At 75.4% G+C, this 19555-nt stretch carries 15 protein-coding genes; 8 read left to right on the forward strand and 7 right to left on the reverse strand.

Annotated features, from left to right (window positions below):
* Positions 1 to 58: 58 nt before the first annotated feature.
* Positions 59 to 1210, reverse strand: coding sequence for a thiolase family protein (locus KDL28_RS01020; protein ID WP_252435216.1), 1152 nt, complete (start codon positions 1208 to 1210; stop codon positions 59 to 61).
* Between the two features lie 234 nt (positions 1211 to 1444).
* On the opposite strand from KDL28_RS01020, the gene KDL28_RS01025 reads away from it, so the two are divergent.
* The 4 genes from KDL28_RS01025 (at position 1445) to fxsT (ending at position 8191) form a co-directional block, all read left to right on the forward strand.
* Positions 1445 to 2923 (forward strand): FadR/GntR family transcriptional regulator, encoded by a 1479-nt coding sequence (locus tag KDL28_RS01025; RefSeq protein ID WP_252435217.1) that lies wholly within the window; start codon positions 1445 to 1447, stop codon positions 2921 to 2923.
* A 149-nt stretch (positions 2924 to 3072) separates the two neighbouring features.
* Complete coding sequence (locus tag KDL28_RS01030; protein ID WP_252435218.1) at positions 3073 to 4608, forward strand: FadR/GntR family transcriptional regulator; 1536 nt, start codon at positions 3073 to 3075, stop codon at positions 4606 to 4608.
* A 522-nt stretch (positions 4609 to 5130) separates the two neighbouring features.
* Positions 5131 to 5298, forward strand: coding sequence for a hypothetical protein (locus KDL28_RS01035; RefSeq protein WP_252435219.1), 168 nt, complete (start codon positions 5131 to 5133; stop codon positions 5296 to 5298).
* Between the two features lie 157 nt (positions 5299 to 5455).
* Positions 5456 to 8191, forward strand: coding sequence for an FxSxx-COOH system tetratricopeptide repeat protein (gene fxsT, locus KDL28_RS01040; RefSeq protein WP_252435220.1), 2736 nt, complete (start codon positions 5456 to 5458; stop codon positions 8189 to 8191).
* Positions 8192 to 8236: 45 nt separating this feature from the next.
* Here the strand turns inward: fxsT and KDL28_RS01045 are convergent, their stop codons facing one another.
* Positions 8237 to 9001 (reverse strand): crotonase/enoyl-CoA hydratase family protein, encoded by a 765-nt coding sequence (locus KDL28_RS01045; protein WP_252435221.1) that lies wholly within the window; start codon positions 8999 to 9001, stop codon positions 8237 to 8239.
* Positions 9002 to 9073: 72 nt separating this feature from the next.
* A complete protein-coding gene (locus KDL28_RS01050; RefSeq protein WP_252435222.1) occupies positions 9074 to 9829 on the reverse strand; it encodes an IclR family transcriptional regulator in 756 nt (251 codons plus the stop codon).
* Between the two features lie 122 nt (positions 9830 to 9951).
* On the opposite strand from KDL28_RS01050, the gene KDL28_RS01055 reads away from it, so the two are divergent.
* Together KDL28_RS01055 and KDL28_RS01060 are read left to right on the forward strand one after the other, a co-directional pair.
* Positions 9952 to 11055, forward strand: a complete 1104-nt coding sequence (locus KDL28_RS01055) for a cupin domain-containing protein (protein ID WP_252435233.1) — start codon at positions 9952 to 9954, stop codon at positions 11053 to 11055.
* A gap of 340 nt (positions 11056 to 11395) precedes the next feature.
* Positions 11396 to 12448 carry a toll/interleukin-1 receptor domain-containing protein gene (locus KDL28_RS01060; RefSeq protein ID WP_252435223.1) on the forward strand — a complete coding sequence of 351 codons (1053 nt, stop codon included), beginning with the start codon at positions 11396 to 11398 and terminating at the stop codon, positions 12446 to 12448.
* Positions 12449 to 12561: 113 nt separating this feature from the next.
* On the opposite strand, the gene KDL28_RS01065 is transcribed toward KDL28_RS01060, so the two are convergent.
* Positions 12562 to 13596: a hypothetical protein gene (locus KDL28_RS01065; RefSeq protein WP_252435224.1), complete on the reverse strand. Its 1035-nt coding sequence runs from the start codon at positions 13594 to 13596 to the stop codon at positions 12562 to 12564.
* Positions 13597 to 14106: 510 nt separating this feature from the next.
* On the opposite strand from KDL28_RS01065, the gene KDL28_RS01070 reads away from it, so the two are divergent.
* A complete protein-coding gene (locus tag KDL28_RS01070; RefSeq protein ID WP_252435225.1) occupies positions 14107 to 15234 on the forward strand; it encodes an NYN domain-containing protein in 1128 nt (375 codons plus the stop codon).
* On the opposite strand, the gene KDL28_RS01075 is transcribed toward KDL28_RS01070, so the two are convergent.
* A complete protein-coding gene (locus KDL28_RS01075) occupies positions 15207 to 15605 on the reverse strand; it encodes a YybH family protein (RefSeq protein WP_252435226.1) in 399 nt (132 codons plus the stop codon). The two genes, KDL28_RS01070 and KDL28_RS01075, sit on opposite strands and share 28 nt — an antisense overlap.
* 106 nt (positions 15606 to 15711) lie before the next feature.
* Between KDL28_RS01075 and KDL28_RS01080 the strand changes: the two genes are divergently transcribed.
* On the forward strand, positions 15712 to 16590 hold the full coding sequence (locus tag KDL28_RS01080) for a LysR family transcriptional regulator (RefSeq protein WP_252435227.1): 879 nt from the start codon (positions 15712 to 15714) through the stop codon (positions 16588 to 16590).
* Positions 16591 to 16608: 18 nt separating this feature from the next.
* Here KDL28_RS01080 and KDL28_RS01085 read toward each other — a convergent pair whose 3' ends face one another.
* Both KDL28_RS01085 and KDL28_RS01090 read right to left on the reverse strand, forming a co-directional pair.
* Positions 16609 to 18048 carry a rhamnulokinase gene (locus tag KDL28_RS01085; protein WP_252435228.1) on the reverse strand — a complete coding sequence of 480 codons (1440 nt, stop codon included), beginning with the start codon at positions 18046 to 18048 and terminating at the stop codon, positions 16609 to 16611.
* Positions 18049 to 18067: 19 nt separating this feature from the next.
* On the reverse strand, positions 18068 to 19354 hold the full coding sequence (locus tag KDL28_RS01090; protein WP_252435229.1) for an L-fucose/L-arabinose isomerase family protein: 1287 nt from the start codon (positions 19352 to 19354) through the stop codon (positions 18068 to 18070).
* Positions 19355 to 19555: the final 201 nt, after the last annotated feature.

The following is a 19555-nucleotide window of genomic DNA, read 5'->3' on the forward strand; positions in this document are numbered from 1 at the left end:
CGCCGGCCGCGGCATCGGTGCCGCGCCCGGTCCCCTCTCCACCCCTCGACGGGGAGGGTCAGAGCAGCTCGAGGATGGTGGCGTTGGCCTGGCCGCCGCCCTCGCACATCGTCTGCAGCCCGTACCGGATCCCGTTGTCGCGCATGTGGTGCACCAACGTCGTCATGATCCGCGCACCCGACCCGCCCAACGGGTGACCCAGCGCGATCGCCCCGCCGTTCGGGTTGAGCGCCTTGCGATCGGCCCCGATGTCGGCCAACCACGCCAGCGGCACCGGCGCGAACGCCTCGTTGACCTCGAACGCCCCGATCTCGTCGATCGAGAGCCCCGACTTCGCCAACGCCTTCTGCGTCGCCGGGATCGGCGCCGTCAACATGATCACCGGATCCGCCCCGGCCAGCACCGCCGTGTGCACCCGCGCGATCGGCGTCAGACCCAGCTCCGCGGCCTTCTCCGAGGTCATCATCAACAACGCCGCCGAGCCGTCGGAGATCTGCGAGGAGTTGCCCGCGGTGATCACCCCACCCTCGGGCTTGAACACCGTCTTCAGGTTCGCCAGCGTCTCCACCGAGCTACCGGGCCGGATGCCCTCGTCCTTGCTGATCACCGTGCCGTCGTCCAGCGTCACCGGGGCGATCTGGGCGTCGAAGCGGCCCTCCTGCTGCGCGGCCGCGGCCTTCTCGTGCGAGCCCACCGAGAACTCGTCGACCTGGGTGCGGGAGAAGCCCCACTGCTCGGCGATCATCTCCGCCCCGACACCCTGGTTCGGGAACACCCCGCCGTAACGGGCCAGGTACCGGTCGCCGAGCGGGTTCTGGCCCTCCCGGCGGGTCGAGCCCATCGGCACCCGGCTCATCGACTCCACCCCGCCCGCGACGACCACGTCGTACTGCCCGGCGATCAGCCCGGCCGCGGCGAAGTGCACCGACTGCTGGCTCGACCCGCACTGGCGGTCGATGCTCACGCCGGTCACGGTCTCCGGCCAGCCCGCGGCCAGCACGGCCGTGCGGGCGATGTCCATCGTCTGCTCACCGGTCTGGGACACGCAGCCCCAGATGACGTCGTCGACCAGCGCCGGGTCGACGCCCGAGCGCTCGGCCACCGAGTTCAGCACGTGCGCGGACAGGTTGACCGGGTGCACCCCGGACAGACCGCCGTTGCGCTTGCCGACCGGTGTCCGGACGGCCTCCACGATCACTGCGTCCCGCATGGTCCGCGCCCCTCTCCCGACTCCCGCTCCGCCTGCCTCACCGTACGTCCGATTCCGTGCCCTGAATAGTGTGAGGTGGGGCATCGCCCAGCAGCTCGGTGCGTCCCGGCGGGGGCTGTACGGGACGCCGTTGTGCGGCCCGCACCGACCCACCCGATCGCGTCGTTCCCGGCCGCCGGCGGTGGGAGCGGTCCCTAAACTGGGCCCCACCCCCACCCGCCGAGGAGATGGCCCATGTCGGCAGCAGGCGTCGACACCGGTCCCCCGGTCCGGTGGTCCGCCCCGCCGCCGTGCGTGCCGCCCGGCACGCTGGCCGCCCACGTCGCCCGCGGCATCGAGGCCGAGGTGCTGCGCCGGGGCTGGCCCGTGGGCGCCTCGCTGGGCTCGGAGCCCCAGCTGCGCGAGCGGTTCGGGGTCAGCCGCGCCGTGCTCCGCGAGGCCGTGCGGCTGGTCGAGCACCACCAGGTCGCCCGCATGCGCCGCGGCCCCAGCGGCGGGCTGTTCGTCACCGCGCCCGACGCCGGACCCGCCACCGGGGCCACGGTCATCTACCTGGAGTACGTCGGCACCACCGTCTCCGACCTGCTGCACGCCCGGTCGCTGGTCGAACCGCTGGCCGTCGCGCTCGCCGCCGGACGGGCCGACGAGCACGGCCTCGACCGCGCCCGCACCGCGCTCGACGCCGAGCGCGCCGACGCCCCCGCGCCGCAGGCGTGCGACCGGCTGCACGTGCTGCTGGCGCAGCTGTCGGGCAACCCGGTGCTGGAGCTGTTCGTCGACGTGCTGACCCGCCTCACCAGCCGCTACGCGCACGAGGCGACACGCACCGGACGCACCGCAGGCCCGGCGGAGGCACTGCGACGGCGGGGCTCGGTGGTCGCCGCGGTCGCCGACGGCGACGGCGAGCGCGCCGCCACCCTGATGCGCGAGCACCTCGCCGCCGAGGCGGCCTGGTTCGCGGAGCACCGCCCGCCGGGCGCCGTCCGCCCGCCGCTGCGCCCCGGCCCGCCCGAGCCGTCGGCCGCGGGCCGGGCGAAGCTGGCCGAGGTGCTGGCCACCCGCATCCGCACGGACATCGCCGTGCGCGGCTGGCCGCTGGGCACGGTGCTGGGCTCCGAGGCCGACCTGCTCAACCACTACCGCATCAGCCGCGCCGTCCTGCGCGAGGCCGTCCGGCTCCTCGAACACCACGCCGTCGCCCGCATGCGCAGAGGACCCGGCGGCGGACTCGTCGTCACCCGCCCCGACCCGCAGGCCAGCATCGCCACCATGGCCCTGCACCTGGAGTACCGCAAGGTCACCCGCGACGACCTGCGCGTCGCCCGCGACGCCGTCGAGCTGGGGGTCCTCGACCTGGCGCTGGCCGAACGCGCCCGGCGTCCGCTCGACCCGGACACCGTCGCCGGGCTGCGCGCGGCCGCCGCCCACGTCACCGACGGCCCGATCGGCGACGCCACCCGGGCCGACCCGTTCCACACCGAGCTCGCCGAGCTGGCGGGCAACCCGGTGCTGGCGCTGTTCCTGCGGGTGCTCACCGAGCTGTTCCGCGCGCACACCTCCGCCCAGGAGCGCCCACCGCCGGTCGACGAGGTCGCCGCCGAGGTGCGCGCGGTCCACGAGCGGATCCTGCAGGCCGTGCTCGACGGCGACGCCGCGGCGGCCCGCCGGCGCATGCGCCGCCACCTCGACGCCCTCTCTCCCTGGTGGGACTGAGCGCCCTGTCGCGACTCGCCGCCGCCGCGAGACCGGCAGCGCGGTGGGCGAGGCCGGGGCAGCGCGTACAGTGACCTCTTCACGCGACCTCTCCGCGGGTGGGCTGTGCGCGGACCGCGTACCGGTAGCAGTGAGGAGAGCAGGCCGCCATGGCGACACCCGGGATCGACCTGCCGCCGGGTGAGGCGCGTCCGACCGGCCCGCCCGGCGCGGGGGGCGTCGTCGCCGTCGAGCCCGCGCCGGTCGAGGCGACCGGCACCGGCAAGCTGGCCTCCCAGGTCGCCCGGGGCATCGAGGCCGAGGTCGTGCGCCGCGGCTGGCCGGTCGGGCTGTCGTTGGGCTCGGAGATGGACCTGCGCGAGCGGTTCGGGGTGAGCCGGTCGGTGCTGCGCGAGGCCGTGCGGCTGGTCGAGCACCACCAGGTCGCCCGCATGCGCCGCGGCCCCAACGGCGGGCTGTTCGTCACCGCCCCGGACACCGGCCCGGCCACCCGGGCCATGGTCATCTACCTGGAGTACGTCGGCACCACCGTCTCCGACCTGCTGCAGGCCAGGGTGCTGCTGGAGCCGCTGGCCGCCGGGCTGGCCGCCGAGCGGATCACCGAGGAGGGGATCGACCGGCTGCGCGCGGCGCTGGCCGCCGAGGTCGACCGGCTCGACGAGCCCGGCATCCGCTCGCAGGACGCGCTGCACGTGCTGCTGGCCGAGCTGTCGGGCAACCCCGTGCTGCGGCTGTTCGTCGACGTGCTCACCCGGCTCACCACGCGCTACGCGCACACGTCGCAGCGCACCCCGAAGACCAGGGTCCGCGCGGCCAAGGTCGACTCCCACACCGAGCACTCCGCGGTCGCCGCCGCGGTGATCGCCGGCGAGGGCGCGCGGGCGCAGACCCGGCTCACCCGCCACCTGCAGGCGGTCGCGGCGTGGATCGCGGAGAACCGGGTGCGCCGCGTGCCCCGCGGACCGGCCGCGCCGGGAACGGCCGAGCCGGCGACGGGGCCGGTGGAAGGGCCCCGGGCCAAGCTGGCCGAGGTGGTCGCCGCCCGCATCCAGGACGAGATCGCCCAGCAGGGCTGGCCGGTCGGCGCCGTGCTCGGCTCCGAGGCCGACCTGCTCGCCCGCTACCGCATCAGCCGCGCCGTCCTGCGCGAGGCCGTCCGGCTGCTCGAGCACCACGCCGTCGCCCGCATGCGCCGCGGCCCCGGCGGCGGACTCGTCGTCACCCGCCCCGACCCGCAGGCCAGCATCGCCACCATGGCGCTGCACCTGGAGTACCGCAAGGTCACCCGCGACGACCTGCGCGTCGTGCGCGACGCCGTCGAGCTCGGGGTGCTGGCGGCCGTGGTCGACCGGCACACCGACCCCGAGGTCGGCCGCCGCCTCTCCGCCGCGGTCCGCTGGCCCTCCGAGGGCCCCGCCGACGACCCGGCCAAGCCCGACGCCTTCCACACCGAGCTGGCCGAGCTGTCGGGGAACCCCGTCCTCGCGCTGTTCCTGCGGATCATCACCGAGCTGTTCCGCAGGCACACCGCCGTCCAGGACGAGCCGCCGCCCGGCGACGAGGCCGCGGGCGAGGTGGAGAAGTTCCACCAGCGGATCCTCGACGCGATCCTGGCCGGCGACACCGGCCTGGCCCGCCACCGGATGCGCCGCCACCTCGAGGCCGTCACGTCCTGGTGGCACTGAGCCCACCCGCGCCGGGGGCGGGCAGACCCGCGCTTGCCAGCAGCCACCACGGCCGTTCTGGTCACAGAAGTCCCCAATCCGTCGCATTTCGGTGACCACTGTCGGTCTACAACGGGCTGACCGGAGACGCAGGATCCGTCGCACGATTTCGACTCGCCGGCGCGCGCATCCGTGCATCAATTCTGCGATTCGTTGCATCGGCATCGCAGATCGCGACCGGTCAATCACACCGAGCCGATCGGTCGCTCCCCTTCACCTCACACGGACCGGCCACACTTCGTCCACTTCAGAGCGCCGGAGCAGCGAGGCACGTACCCCTGACGCCCACTCCGGTACTCGCGGGTACTCGCCGGACGTATTGCCAAACGCACGCGCCGTAACCATTTCTCGGACTACGGAACCAATCGTCGCTCCAGGGCGATCGTTCGTCGCCTGATTCCTGGAAATCGCCGGGAAATGGAACGGCCGAGCGCGGCGCACCGTTGACGAAGCACCCCGACCGGCCGACGGTGAAGGAAGAACGTGTACGAACGAACCGAGCTCGCGGACGTCCTCGACGCCCTGCGGGACGGACCGCCCGGCGAACTGCCCGCACGGCCCCGGCACCCGCACCGGCACGACCGGTACGCGCCGCCCGGCATGGGACGCGCCCGCGGGGGCGAGAACGGCATCGGGCACGAGGGCGGCTGACGGACCGCCGACCACGGCGCGTTCGCGCGGATGGCCGACGCCGGTCTGCGCGCGGCCCGAGTATGTTGACACCGTCGTCGTGACGCTCTGAAGCGCCCTGAACACTCAATGTCAACTGGCGTGTCCCGGGGCGAGTGCGTCCGCTACGGGGGTGGGTGTGGGCGATCGGGACAGGCCCGACTTCTTCATCAGCTTCACCTCGACGAACGAGACCTGGGCCCGGTGGATCGCCGTCGAGCTCGAGCAGGCGGGCTATCGGACCGTCTCCCAGACCCTGGACTTCCGTCCCGGCCAGGACTTCGTCCACGCGATGCACCGTGCCGTGAGCGCGGCTGCTCGCACCCTCGCGGTGCTGTCGCCCGCCTACGTCGCCTCCGAGTTCGGTGAGGCCGAGTGGCGGTCGGCCTTCGCCGCGGATCCCAGCGGCGAGTCGGGGCTGCTGATCCCCGTCCGGGTCCAGCCGTGCGACCCGCCCGGCCTGCTGCGGACCCGCATCCACATCGATCTGGTCGACGCCGACGAACGGACCGCCCGCCGACGCCTCTTGGACGGCGTCGCCGCGGCCGCACCCCGATCGGCATCCACCGCGTTCCCCGGCGGGCCACCCAGGCGCCGCCCCGCGGACCCGCCCGAGGGCGAGCGCTTCCCCGGCGCCGGACCCGAGGTGAGCAATCTCCCGTGGCGCAACCGCGGCTTCACCGGCCGTGACGAGCTCCTGCAGCGCCTGCACGACCGGTTGCGCGACGCGACCCTCGCCGCAGTGCTGCCGGTCGAGGCGGTGCACGGGCTCGGCGGCATCGGCAAGACCGAGCTCGTGCTGGAGTTCGCGCACCGGTTCTCCAGCGACTACGACGTCGTGTGGCTGGTCGCGGCCGAGCAGCCGACGGTCGCGGCCGCCGACCTCGCCGCCCTGGCCCGCCGGCTGGGCGCGCCGGCGACCGCAGACCAGAGTGCCGCCATCGAGCACCTGTTCGACCTGCTGCGCGAACGCACCCGCTGGCTGCTGATCTACGACAACGCCGAGCATCCCACCGCGCTCCGCGGTCTGCTGCCGCCTGCGGGTCGGGGGAACGTGCTGGTGACGTCCCGGTGGGCGGCCTGGAGCCGGCTGGCCGAACCGCTCCGGCTCGACGTGCTCGCCCGTGCCGAATCGGTCAGGTTCCTCGGCTCGCGGGTACCGACCGCGGATACCGCGGAACTCGACGACCTGGCCGAACTGCTCGGCGACCTCCCGCTAGCGCTGGACGAGGCCGCCGCTTACCTCGAGGCCACCAACCTGCCGCTGAGCGACTACCTCCGCCTGGTCCGGCACCGTGTCCGCGAGCTCTTCGACCTGGCCCCGCAGCACCCGCGGCCCGCGATGGCGATCTGGACCGGGCCCGACGCCGACCAGCGCCGCGTGGCCACGACCTGGTCGGTCTCGCTGGAGAAGGTGCGCGCCCAGGCGCCGCTGGCCGAGAAGCTGCTGGCGCTGTGCGCCCTGCTCGCCCCGGAGATCCCCCGATCCATGTTCGTCGAGCACGCCTCGGCACTGCCCGGGGAGCTGGCCTCGGTCGTGCGCGACCCGATCGCCTACAACGCGATGCTGGCCTCGATCGGCCTCTACTCGCTCGCCGCGGTGGGCCCCTCGGTCGTCGGACTGCACCGGCTCGTCCAGGCGGTCATCCGGGCCCGCCTCGCTCCGGCCGAGGAGCGGGAGTGGGCGCGGGCGGCGGTCGTGCTGCTCCGGGCGGCGTTCCCCGACGACACCCGGGACGCGCGACGGTGGGCGGACTGCGAACAGGCCCTGCCACACGTGCTAGCCGCGGCCGCGCACGCGGAGCGGCTCGGCGTCGCGGGCGAGCCGGTCGGCTGGCTCTACGGACACGCGGCCGCCTACCTGCGAGCACGTGGTCAGTACCGGCGAGCGCTGGCACTGTCCCGACGCGCGGTCGAGCTCACCGAGGCGGCCCTGGGCCCGGAGCACATCGAGGTCGCGGCACGGCGCGAGGAACTGGGCCTGGTGCTGTGGAACAGCGGCGAGCTGGCGCAGGCCCGCGAGCAGGTGGAAGCGGCCCTGCGGACCGCCGTCCGCGTCCTCGGCCCGGACCACCCCGACGTCGGCACGACCCGCAGCCACCTCGGCCTGGTGCTGCAGGACGTCGGCGACCTCCCCGCCGCCCGAGCCGAGCACGAGCACGCGCTGCGGATCAGCGAGAACGCTCTGGGACCCGAGCACCCCGACGTCGGCACGCGGCGGAACAACCTCGGCCTCGTTCTGCGCGCCCAGGGCGACCTCGACGGGGCGCGCGCGCAGTTCGAGCGCGCGCTGGAGATCGGCGAGCGGACGGCCGGACCGGACGACCTGGACATCGCCACCCGCCGGAACAACCTGGCGCTGGTCCTACGCTCCCAGGGCCGACTCGCCGAAGCCAGGACCCACTACGAGCGGGCACTGAGAATCTGCGAGGCGGTGCTGGGCCCGTGGCACCCGAAGATCGGCACCCTACGCAACAACCTCGGCGGGCTGCTCCGCGCGATGGGTGATCTCGCGGGCGCGCGCACCGAACTCGACCGGGCCCTTCGGATCAGCGAGAACGCGCTCGGACCCGGCCATCTCGACGTCGCCGTTGTCCGCAACAGCCTGGGCCTTGCGCTGTTCGAGGCCGGAGACCTCGACGCGGCGAGAGCGGAGCACGAGCACGCCCTGCGGATCAGCGAGGACGTCCTCGGACCCGACCACCCCGATGTCGGCGCCCGCCGGATGAGCCTCGGCCGAGTGATCCACGCGCAGGGGGACGTCCCGGCGGCGCGCGCGGAGTACGAGCGCGCGCTGACGATCAGCACGGCGACGCTTGGCGCCGGCCACCCCCAGGTCGCGGCCGCGCGCGAGGCACTCGACAGCCTGGCGTGAGCCCGTGTGCCGCGCTCGCGGTCGAGCAGCGACGCGCCCAGGTGACTAACGGCCCTTCCAGACCGGGGCGCGCTTCTCGGCGAACGCCGTGGCGCCCTCGCGGGCGTCCTCGGAGGAGAACACCGGGGCGATCAGCTTCGACTGCTCGGCCCAGCCCTCGGCGAACGTCCAGTCGGCGCTGCTGCGGGCGACCTGCTTGGTCGCGGCCACGGCGAGCGGGCCGTTGCCGGCGATCAGGGTGGCCAGCTCCACGGCGGCGTCCAGCGCCCCGCCCTCGTCGGTGAGCCGGTTGACCAGGCCCACCTCGGCGGCGCGCTCGGCACCGAGCGGCTCGCCGGTCAGCAGCATCTCCAGCGCGATCGCGAACGGGACCCGGCGGGGCAGCTGCAGCGCCGCGCCGCCCGCGGCGACCAGCGACCGCTTGACCTCGGGGACGCCGAACCGGGCGGTGCGCGCGGCCACCACGAGGTCGCAGGCGAGCAGCAGCTCGAAGCCGCCGGCCAGCGCCCAGCCCTCGACGGCGCCGATCAGCGGCTTGCGCGGCGGGGTCTGGGTGATGCCGCACAGCCCGCGGCCCTCGATCGCCGGGCTCTCCCCGCGCAGGAACGCCTTGAGGTCCATGCCGGCCGAGAACGTGCCGCCGGCGCCGGTCAGCACCCCGACCCACAGCTCGTCGGAGGCGTCCAGCTCGTCCACCGCCTCGGCGACGCCCTCGGCGACCGCGACGTTCAGCGCGTTCTTCGCCTCCGGGCGGTTGATGGTGATGACCTGAACGGCGCCGCGGCGCTCGACGAGGACCTCGTCCGACACGTTCTCCTCCTTCGCAGAACCTGAACCCGCCGAACAGTAACCTGATTTCGGCGCGCCGGGAGCGGGCGTCGATCAACCGGTCGTGGCCAGCTCGCGCTCGATCCGGGTGGCGGTCTCGGCGAGCTCGCCCGCCCAGCCGGCGAGCCGGTCGCGGCGGAAGCGCGACGTCGGCATGGCCAGCGACACCGCAATCGAGGCCGCGCCCCGCGGCCCGCGCACCGCGCGCCCGATGGCGGTGACCCCCGCCTCGGTGCCGCGGTCGTTGAGGGCGAAGCCGCGCCGGCGCACGCGGCGCAGCTCCCGCAGCAGCGCGGCCGTGTCGACGACGGGCGGGACGGTCGGGTGCGGCCCGGCGTAGAGGGCGAGCACCTCCTCGTCGGTGCGGGAAGCGAGGAGCGCCTTGCCACCGGAGGCCAGGTGCGCGGGCAGCGCGCGGCCCTCCCGGTCGCCGACGCGCAGCACCCGGGCGGCCTCCACCGTCACCACGAACCGCACCTGGTCGCCGACCAGCACCGTCAGGTTGCTGGTCTCGTCGACGCGCTCGGTGAGCGCGCGCAGGTGCGGCAGGGCCAGGCTGCGCAGCTCGGCGACGGGCTCGGTCGGCACCGGACGACCCAGCGCCGGCCCCGCGACGTAGCGGCGGCGGGCGTCGCGGGCGGCGAAGTCGCGGTAGACGAGCATGGCCAGCAGCCGGTGGGCGGTGGAGCGGGCCACCCCCAGCCGGAGGGCCGCCTCGCTCACGCCCAGCGGCCCCTCCTGGCGCAGCAGAGTCGCCAGCCGCAGCGCGTGGTCGACCGAGTCGATCGCGTAGGCCGGCCTGTTCTGCACAGCAGAACGATAGCTCGCGGACCGCGGAACGGACGTAGCGTCGCCGGGTCGGTTCCGACCGAGCCGGAAGGTGCGCCGTGACCTCCACCATCAACCCGACCGACAGCTCCGCCGACAGCCCCGTGGTGTCGCCGGTGAGCCTGCGCGCGGTGGACGCCCCCGGGCAGCCCACCCCGTCGCCCGAGCTCGAGGAGCTCTACCGCGGCTTCGAGTCGGAGCTGCTGGTGCCGCTGTGGACCGAGATCGGCGACCTCATGCCGACCAGCCCGCGCCCGGCCGCCGCCGCGCACGTGTGGCGTTGGCAGGGCCTGCTGCGACTGGCCGAGCGCGCGGGCGACCTGGTCCCGGTGGGCCGCGGCGGGGAGCGCCGGGCCATCGCGCTGGCCAACCCCGGCCTCGGCGGCGCGCCGTACGCGACCCCGACGCTGTGGGCGGCGATCCAGTACCTCAACCCGCGCGAGGACGCGCCGGTGCACCGCCACACCCAGAACGCCTTCCGGTTCGTGGTGGAGGGCGAGGGCGTGTGGACCGTGGTCGACGGCGACCCGGTGGCGATGCGCCGCGGCGACTTCCTGCTCACCCCGGGCTGGCGCTTCCACGGCCACCACAACCGCGCCGACACCCCGATGGCCTGGTTGGACGGCCTGGACATCCCGTTCGCGCACATGATCGGCTCGGGCTTCTTCGAACCCGGCCCGGAGGCCGTGCCGGACCGTTCGGCGCCGAGCCGCTCGCGCGCGGAGCGGCTGTGGGCCCATCCGGGCCTGCGCCCGGTGTCGGCGCCCGGCCCGCGGCCCAGCTCCCCCATCGCGGCCTACCGCTGGGAGCACACCGACGCCGCGCTGGCCGACCAGCTCGCGCTGGAGGACGAGGGTCACCCGGGCGTGCTGGAGGCGGGCCACGCGGCCGTGCGCTTCAGCAACCCGACCACCGGCGGCGACGTCATGCCGACCATGCGCGCGGAGATGCACCGGCTGCGCGCGGGCGCGCGCACCGCGACCCGGCGCGAGGTGGGCTCGTCGGTGTGGCAGGTCTTCGACGGCGCGGGCGCGGTGCGGGTGGGTGAGCGCGAGTGGCGCGTCGAGCGCGGCGACCTGGTCGCCGTGCCGTCGTGGGTGCCGCTTGCGGTGACGGCGGAGTCCGCGCTGGACCTGTTCCGGTTCAGCGACGCCCCGATCTTCGAGCGCCTGCACGCCGATCGCGTGCAGGTGGAGCCCGCCGGCTGACCCCAACTCCACCGGCGGTCCCGCGACGGGTCCGCCCCGGTGGACCGGTGCCCTCGACGATGCGGCGCACCGGTCCACCGGGGCGGGTCCGACGCAGTACTCCGCAGGCGGATCGCTCCATACCACCTCCTCGAATCCCGCGAAAAGCGCAATGAATGACGCCGTTCGGCGGCGCAACGGCTTTTCGATCACCGCATTCGACACGGCGCGGGGAGCCGGCGGCAGAAGATCCAGGCGGTCGATTACCGTTGTCGACCGCTCCCCACTCCGATACGCGCGTACTGACGCGGACCCGGAGCGGTCGAGCGCGACCGCCGTCCCCGTCGAACCCGGAGCGACCATGCCGCGCGCAGCCGGTGGCGTCTTCCTCAGCTACCGCAGGCAGGACAAGCACGTGGCGGGGCGCCTCGACGACCGCCTCGTCCAGCGGTTCGGCCGCGAGCGGGTGTTCCTCGACGTCGAGAACATCACGCCGGGCACGGATTTCGTCACCGCGATCACCACCGCCGTGAGTCGGTGCGACGTCCTCATCGCCGTGATCGGCCCGCAATGGCTGGCCGCGACCGACGCGCGGGGTCGGCGCCGGCTCGACGACCCGCACGATTTCGTAGTACTGGAGATCACGACGGCGCTGGAACGGCGGATCCGGGTCATCCCCGTGCTGGTCGACGACGCGCGGATGCCGGCACCCGAGGACCTCCCCGAGTCGCTCCGCGAGCTCTCGCGGCGCCAGGCGGTCGAGGTGGAGCACAGCTCCTTCCACCTCGACCTCGAACGGATCCTGCAGGCCGTCGCGGACGTCCTGGAGCCGCGCCCACCCGCGGGCCACCCGCCGAGCGGGCCCCAGGCGCACGGCCGACCGCGACCGGCCGCTCCCGCGCCGGGGGCCTTCCCGACCGACGGCATCGGGCGCGGCGACCCGGTCGGGTTCCAGGCCGCGGCCGGCCGGGCCCCGGTGGTGGAGTCGCCGACCGAGGCGATGGCGGCCGTGCCGGAGGGTCGGCGGCCGGGCCCGCGCGCTCCGGCGGCGGGGGCGCGCGGCGCCGGGATCCCGCCGATCAGGGTCGTCGCCCGCACCGGGCTGTGGTGGCTGATCCACGTGCTGTCGATCCCGGGGGCGATGCTCCTGGCCACCCCGGTGCGCATGCCGTCCTGGTCGAACGCCGCCATCGGCCTGGTGCTGGCCGGTCTGCTGGCGGTCGCCATCCGCGGCGCCGCCAACGTGCTGCGCCGCGAGATCGGACGGCAGCGCGCGATGCTGGGCGTCGGTCCGACGGCCCCCGCGCCGCGGCCGCTGCGCACCACCTGGATCCGCGGGGTCTCGGCGGCGTGCGCGACCGTCGCCGTCGGCATGGCGGTCGCCTATGCGCTCACCCCCGTCCTGCCGACCTGACGCGCCCGGACGACGACCGTCCCGCCCGTGCTCCCGGCCCGAGGAGCGGGACCGGGGCACGGGCGGGACGGCGATCGTCGCGCCGCACCGGGTCGGGGACCGGGGCGGTGGGCTCAGTGGTCGCCGGCCTCCTCGTCGGCGGGCTGGGCCTCGTCGGCCTCATCGGCCTTGTCGGCCTCGTCGGCCGCGGCCTCGTCGGCGGCGTCGGCCGCCGGGGGCTCGGGGGCGGCCGCACCGCGGGCGGGCGGCGCGTCCTCGGCGTCGGCGTCGTCCGCCGCGCCCTGCCCGGCGGCGTTCTGCACGGCCGCCGAGTCCTCGGCGGCGGCGTTGCCGGCGTCGGCGTCGTCGGCGGCACCCTCGGCGGCGTCGTCGGCGGCACCCTCGGCGGCATCGTCGGCGGCACCCTCAGCGGCATCGTCGGCGGCGGCATCCTCCGCCGCGGCCACATCCGCGGCCGCGGCCTCGACCTCGGCCACGACCGCGGCCGCGTCGCCACCGGCGGCGGTCAGCGCGGCCTCCGCCGCGGTCACCCCCTCCTGGGCGGCCAGCAGGGTGACGTGGGCCGCGGTCAGGCTCTCCTCGGCCGCCGCGACCACCTCGGCGTCGTCCGCCTCGGCCGCGTCCTGGGCCGCGGCGTCCTGCGCGGCCGCGTCCTCGACCGCCGCGTCCTGCGCGGCGGCGTCATCGGCGGCCGCCGCGGCGACCAGCGCCTTCAGCTCGTCCAGCCGCGCCCTGGCCGCGGCCAGCGGATCGTCGGCGGCGGCCTCCGCATCAGCGGCGTCCTCGGCGGCGGCGTCCTCCGCCGCGGCATCCTCCGCAGCGGGATCGGCGGCGTCCTCCGCCGCGGCGTCCTCCGCCACGATCGCCTCGGCCGCCTCCTCTGCGGCGGCCACGTCGCCGCCCACCGCGGTCACGACGGCCTCGGCCGCGGTGACGCCCTCCTCGGCGGCGAGCTCGGTGACCAGCGCCGCCCGCAGGCCGGCGTCGGCGGTGGCGGCCGGGTCGGCCGCCGGGTCGACGGCGACCTCGGCGACGGTGTCGAAGCTGACGCCGTTGCCGGTCGCGGCCCCCACCCCGACCACCGTGACGGCACCCAGGCCCACGGCGACGACCGCCGACAGGACCCTCTTCTTCGCGCGTGTGTCCATCATTCCTCCACACCCCGAAGGGCCTTGACTCGTAGTGCGTGTAGTGCTGGGGAGCGACTACGCGAGGGGATGCTACAGAAAACCGGGAATGGCGCGATTCGAATGCGAACGCCGGACGCAGTGCACCGGCCGCGGTCCGCCGCACGGCCCGCGACACGCATCAGTTGATCACATCACGGGACCTGTCGGGCACTGTATTCGCAGCTCAGGGTCTGCGAGCACGCCGCGCCACGCCAGGCGAGATCCCGTCGTGATCACGCTGCGTCCACCCTCTCCGACGCCACGGTTCATCCGGTCGGCCCAACAGCGACCGCGCGGGAATTCGTGCCGCCCGGCGCTGGGAATGGCGTCCGCGGAGGGGGCGCACGAACAATTGCCGCGCACGGTTCTGGCACGTTCCCGCCGCGTCGACCGGTCGCGGCGCGGCGCGTCCGCATCGACACGCCGCCCGCCTCCCGGGATGATCGTCACCCGACCCGGCTCCCGCACCCGACGATCGGCGGCACCCCTGTGATCAGCGACGACGAGCGCATCGCGTTGTTCCTGGACTACGAGAACCTCGCGATCGGAGCCCGCGACGGGCTCGGCGTGAGCCCGTTCGCCTTCGGGCCCATCGCCGACGCGCTGGCCGAGCGCGGCCGAGTCGTCGCTCGCCGCGCGTACGCCGACTGGTCCTACTTCGACGAGGACCGCAGGCTGCTGGCCCGCGCGCAGGTCGAGCTCATCGAGATCCCGCAGCGGCTGGGCGGCTCGCGCAAGAACGCCGCCGACATCAAGCTCGCCGTCGACGCCGTCGAGCTGGCCCTGGAGCGCGGCTTCATCACCACGTTCGCCATCGGAACGGGCGACTCGGACTTCACCCCGCTGGTGCACAAGCTGCGCGAGCTGGACAAGCGGGTCATCGGCATCGGCGTGCAGTCCTCGACCTCGGCGCTGCTGCCGCCGGCGTGCGACGAGTTCCTGTTCTACGACCGGCTGCCCGGCGTCGAGCGCTCGATCCCGCCGGCCGGGCCGCGGCGGGGGCGCCGGCCCACCGCGGCTCCGCCCGCCGGCGCGACGCCGGTCGAGGCCCCGCCGACCCCGGCCGCGACGCCGGTCGAGGTGCTGGCCCCTGCCGCCGACGAGTCGGTCGAGGACGACGACCGCGACCTCGGGGCGCTGGTGGCGCGCACGCTCGCCGGCCTGCAGCGCCACGCCGACGGACCGGTGCTGGCGTCCCGGGTCAAGCGGGCCATCCTGCGCAAGGACCCGACCTTCGACGAGGCCGACCACGGCTTCCGCAACTTCTCCGAGCTGCTGCGCAGGCTGGAGACCGAGCGCGTGGTGGAGCTGCGCCCGGGCTCGGCGCAGGGCGACCCGGAGGTCACCTTCCCGCAGGGCGAGTCGGCCGAGGCCGCGGAGGCGGCGGCGTTCCGGCTGCTGGTCGAGGTGATCACCCGGCTGCGCACGCCGTCGTCGCGCCCGCAGCTGAGCGGGTTGAAGAACCAGATGCGCAAGCGCGAGCCGGGCTTCAGCGAGAAGCGCTACGGCTTCAACAACTTCCTGTCGTTCGTGCGCGCCGCCCGGGCCCGCGACCTGGTCGTCATGGAGTGGGACGAGGACACCGGCGACTACGTCCTCGACGTCCCGGCCGGCTGAGCGCGCTCAGCTGCGCGGGGGTTGGACTCCGGCTGGTCGAGCAGGCGCAGCCAGCTGCCGTCGGGCTGGCGGCGCACGACCTGGGCCCGGACGCCGGTGCCGTCGCGGGCGGGGGTCGAGGTGAGCGCGATATCGCCGCTGACCAGTGTCGGGAACGGGTCCTCCTGCTCGAAGCGCGGCGCGTGCGCGAGCACCTGCTCCCACAGCGCGCGGATGGCCTCGCGGCCCACCGTGCGCTCGCCCGGCGGGTAGGCCATGACGGCCTCGGGCTCGTAGAGCGCCGCGATGCCGGCGGCGTCGCCGGCGTTGGCCCGTTCGACGAACAGCCGGGTGAGGTCCTCGGGGGTGCGGGCCTTCTCCTGCGCCGTCACGTTCGATCATCTCCTCGGGTGTGCGGACTGGCTTGCCCCTCCACCTTGGGCCCCGGACGTCGAGAAGTCCAAGAGATGGTTCTTCTCCGAACTAGAATCACCGGTTATGGAACTTCGGCAGCTGGAGTACTTCGTGGCCGTGGCCGAGGAGGCCGGCTTCACCCGCGCCGCCGACCGCGTGCGCATCAGCCAACCCGGGGTCAGCGCGCAGATCCGCCGGCTGGAGCGGGAGCTGGGCGCGCCGCTGTTCGACCGCTCGACCCGCACCGCCACGCTGACCCGGGCAGGCGAGGCGGCGCTGGTCCACGCCAGGGCGGCGCTGGCCGGCGCCGCCGCGGTGCGCGCCGCGGTGGACGAGGTCAACGGGCTGGTCCGTGGCCGGCTCGTCGTCGGGATGGTCACCGCCTGCGAGGTCACCCCGCTGTTCGAGGCGCTGGCCGCGTTCCACCGGGCGCACCCCGGCATCGGGATCACCCTGCGGGAGGACGGCTCCGACCGGCTGATCGAGCTCGTGCTGTCCGGCGAGGCCGACGTCGCCCTGGTCGGCACGGACGGCGATCCGCCGCCCGGGCTGAGCGCGTTCACCGTCGTGCGCGAGCGGTTGGTCGCCGCCGTCCCCGACGGCCACCCGCTGCTCGACGGGCACCCGCCGGCGCTGGCCGCGGTGAACCGGCACCCGATCGTCTGCCTCCCCGAGGGCACCGGCATCCGCACGGTCCTCGACCGCGCCTGCGCCGAGCGCGGCCTGCGCCCGGGCATCGCGCTGCAGGCCGCGGCGCCCGGCGCGGTGATCGACCTGGCCCGCCGCGGGCTGGGCGTGGCGATCCTGTCCGAGTCGATGGTCGGCGGGGCCGACGGCCTGCGCGCCCGGCTGATCGACGACGTCCCCGACCTCGCGGTGCTGGCGCTCGTGTGGGCGGACCGCCCGCCCGCCCCGGCCCTGCGGGAGCTGGTCCGCCACGCCCGGCGGGCGTTCGGGGGCTGATCCCGGCGCGCTCGGACCTCAGCGTCGCCGGCCGAGCAACCGGTCGGCGGCGTCCCAGTCCGCCGCGTTCCCGGTCGGCTCGTGGCGCACCAGCTGCTGGGTCCGGCGCAGCAGGGCGCGCAGCTCCCCCGACCCGCCCGGCACCGCGCCCAGCGCCCGGGCCTGCACCAGCGCGTTGCCCAGCGCCGCGGCCTCCACCGGCCCGGCGACCACGGGCAGCCCGCAGGCGTCGGCGGTGAGCCGGCAGAGCAGCGCGTTGCGCGCGCCCCCGCCGACGACGTGCACGACGTCGACCTCCCGCCCGGACAGCTCGGCGGCGTCGCGGACGGTGCGCCGGTGGGCGAGCGCGAGGCTGTCCAGCACGCACCGGACGGTCGCGGCCCGGGTGGACGGGGGCGGCTGCCCGCGGCGGGCGCACGCGGCGGCGATGCGGGCGGGCATGTCGCCGGGGGCGATGAACGCCGGGTCGCCCGCGTCCACCACGGCCCGCAGCCCGGGCTGCTCGGCCGCGGCGGCCAGCAGCGGTCCCAGGTCGGGGTCGCCCCACTCGCGCAGGCACTCCTGCAGCAGCCACAGGCCCATCACGTTGCGCAGGTAGCGCACCGTGCCGTCGACGCCGAGCTCGTTGGAGAAGTTGGCCGCGCGGCTCGCCCCGGTCAGCACCGGCCCGTCGAGCTCGACGCCGACCAGCGACCAGGTGCCGGTGCACACGTAGGCGAAGCGCTCCCCCTCCGCGGGCACCCCGACCACCGCCGACGCGGTGTCGTGCGAGCCGACGGCCAGCAGCGGCACGGGGCCTTCCAGACCCGTCTCGGCGAGCACGTGCGCGGCCAGCTCCCCGACCCGCTGCCCCGGCTCCACCAGCGGCGCGAACAGGGCGCGGTCGATGCCGGCGCGGGCCATGACCCCGGTGGCCCAGTCCCGGCGCCGGGCGTCGAGCAGGCCGGTGGTGGAGGCGTTGGTGACCTCGGCGACGCGGGCGCCGGTGAGCCAGTACCCGAGCAGGTCGGGGATCATCAGCAACCCGCGCGCCGCGCCGAGCTGGGCCGATCCCGCCGCGGCGACCAGCTGGTAGATGGTGTTGAACGGCAGCACCTGCACGCCGGTGGCGGCGTAGAGCTCGGCCGCGGGCAGCGTCTCGTGCAGCCGGTCGGGCACCCCGTCGGTGCGGGAGTCGCGGTAGTGCACCGGGTTGCCCAGCAGCGCGCCGGACCGGTCGAGCAGGCCGTAGTCCACCGCCCACGAGTCGATGCCGACGCCGGCGACCGGACCGGCCGCGCGCAGGCCGTCGAGCACGCCGCGGTAGAGCGCCAGGACGTCCCAGTGCAGGGTGCCGCCCAGCCGCACCGGTCCGTTCGGGAACCGGGCCACCTCGGTGAGCTCCAGCCGACCGGGCGCGACCTCGGCGGCCATCACCCGGCCGCTGGAGGCCCCCAGGTCGACGGCGGCGACCCTCATCGCACCCGCCCCGTCCCGCTCACACCGCCACGAACTCCAGCCCGACCAGCTCGGCCACCGCGGCCAGCTCGGCCAGCCGGTGCCCGGTGCCCAGCGCCCAGTGGTGGTCGACGCCGGACGCGCTCCAGGCGTCGGTCCACTCGCCCGGGTCGACGCCGAAGTCGACGCGCGAGGTGGTGTTGCCGATGCTCAGGTGCGGGCCGTCGACCACCTCGCCCTCCGCGGCGACGAGCACGTAGCGCCCGTCCCGGCGCTGCCCCAGCCCGCACAGCGTGACCGGCCCGTGGCGCACGTCGAACTCGACCGAGACGCCCCACCCGCGCTTGCCGTGGTAGACCCCGAGCCCGCGCAGCCGCGGGCGGGCGGCGCTGATGCCCAGGTGGGCGGGCCCGTCGTGGCCCATCTCCACCACCCCGGCAGTGAAGTCCAGCGCCTGCAGCTCGGTGAACGAGCCGCCCGCCCCCAGCCGGTCCATGACCAGCATCGCGATGGAGTTGCGCAGCTCGTACTCCCCCGCTGCCGGCACCCCGCGGGCGGTCAGCAGCGACGCGCCCAGGATCAGCCCGGCGCCGAGGCGCTCGTGCTGCTCGCCGTCGAGGCCGCGGTGGTAGTAGGCCAGCGAGTCCAGCGCGAAGTCCTCGACGAGCCGGTCCAGGCCGACCGAGACCCGCGCGCCCCAGGCGAGGTCGTCCGGGTCGACGCCGGCGTCGACGTCGAACACCGCGCGGGTGAGCGCGACCCGCTCGGCCACCTGGGCGTCGGTCGCCGCGGCGGCCCGCACCCGCAGGTCGTCGATCTCCAGCACCTCCACGTGCCCACCGAGCTGGGTGCAGACCGAGGTCAGGTCGGTGGAGACGTCGAGCATGCCCGGGTAGAGGTGGCCCATCAGGCCGTGGCGGGCGTGCCGCAGCGCGCCGCGCACCCCGGCGGCGTGCACCCACCGGGCGATCCGCGCCCACGCCCGGTCGTCCTCCAGGAACCCCGAGACCGACCGGAACGCCACCCCGGCGCGGTCGAACGCGTTGGCCATCTCCGGCAGCGGGCAGGCCCCGCAGTAGGCCAGCCACGCGCCGGTGTCGAACGTCGCGTGGTCCATCCGCTCGGTGGGCTGCAGGTTGATCAGCAGCACCGGGGCGCCGCTGCGCTGGGCCACCGGGACCAGCATCGAGGCGGTCATGTAGGTGGTCAGGAAGCCGACGATGAGGTCGCAGCCGGCCACCCGCAACCGCTCGGCGGCCGTGGCGCCCTCCTGGGCGTCGGAGATGAACCCGACGTCGACGACGTCGACGTCCCCCAGCCCGCGCATGCGCTCGGCCACCCGTGCCGCCGAGCGCCGCAGCTGCGGGAGCAGGTCGGGGAACTGCGGCCAGTACGCGCCGAGCCCGCCGGCGACCAGGCCGACGGTCGTGGGGCGGGGGGGGGCGCGGGGGGGGGCGGGGGGGGGGGGGGTGGGGGGGGGGGGGGGGGGGGGGGGGGCGGGGCCGCCCCCCCCCGGGACCCGGGGGCC

Source organism: Pseudonocardia humida (genome assembly GCF_023898865.1).
Classification (GTDB): Bacteria; Actinomycetota; Actinomycetes; order Mycobacteriales; family Pseudonocardiaceae; genus Pseudonocardia; species Pseudonocardia humida.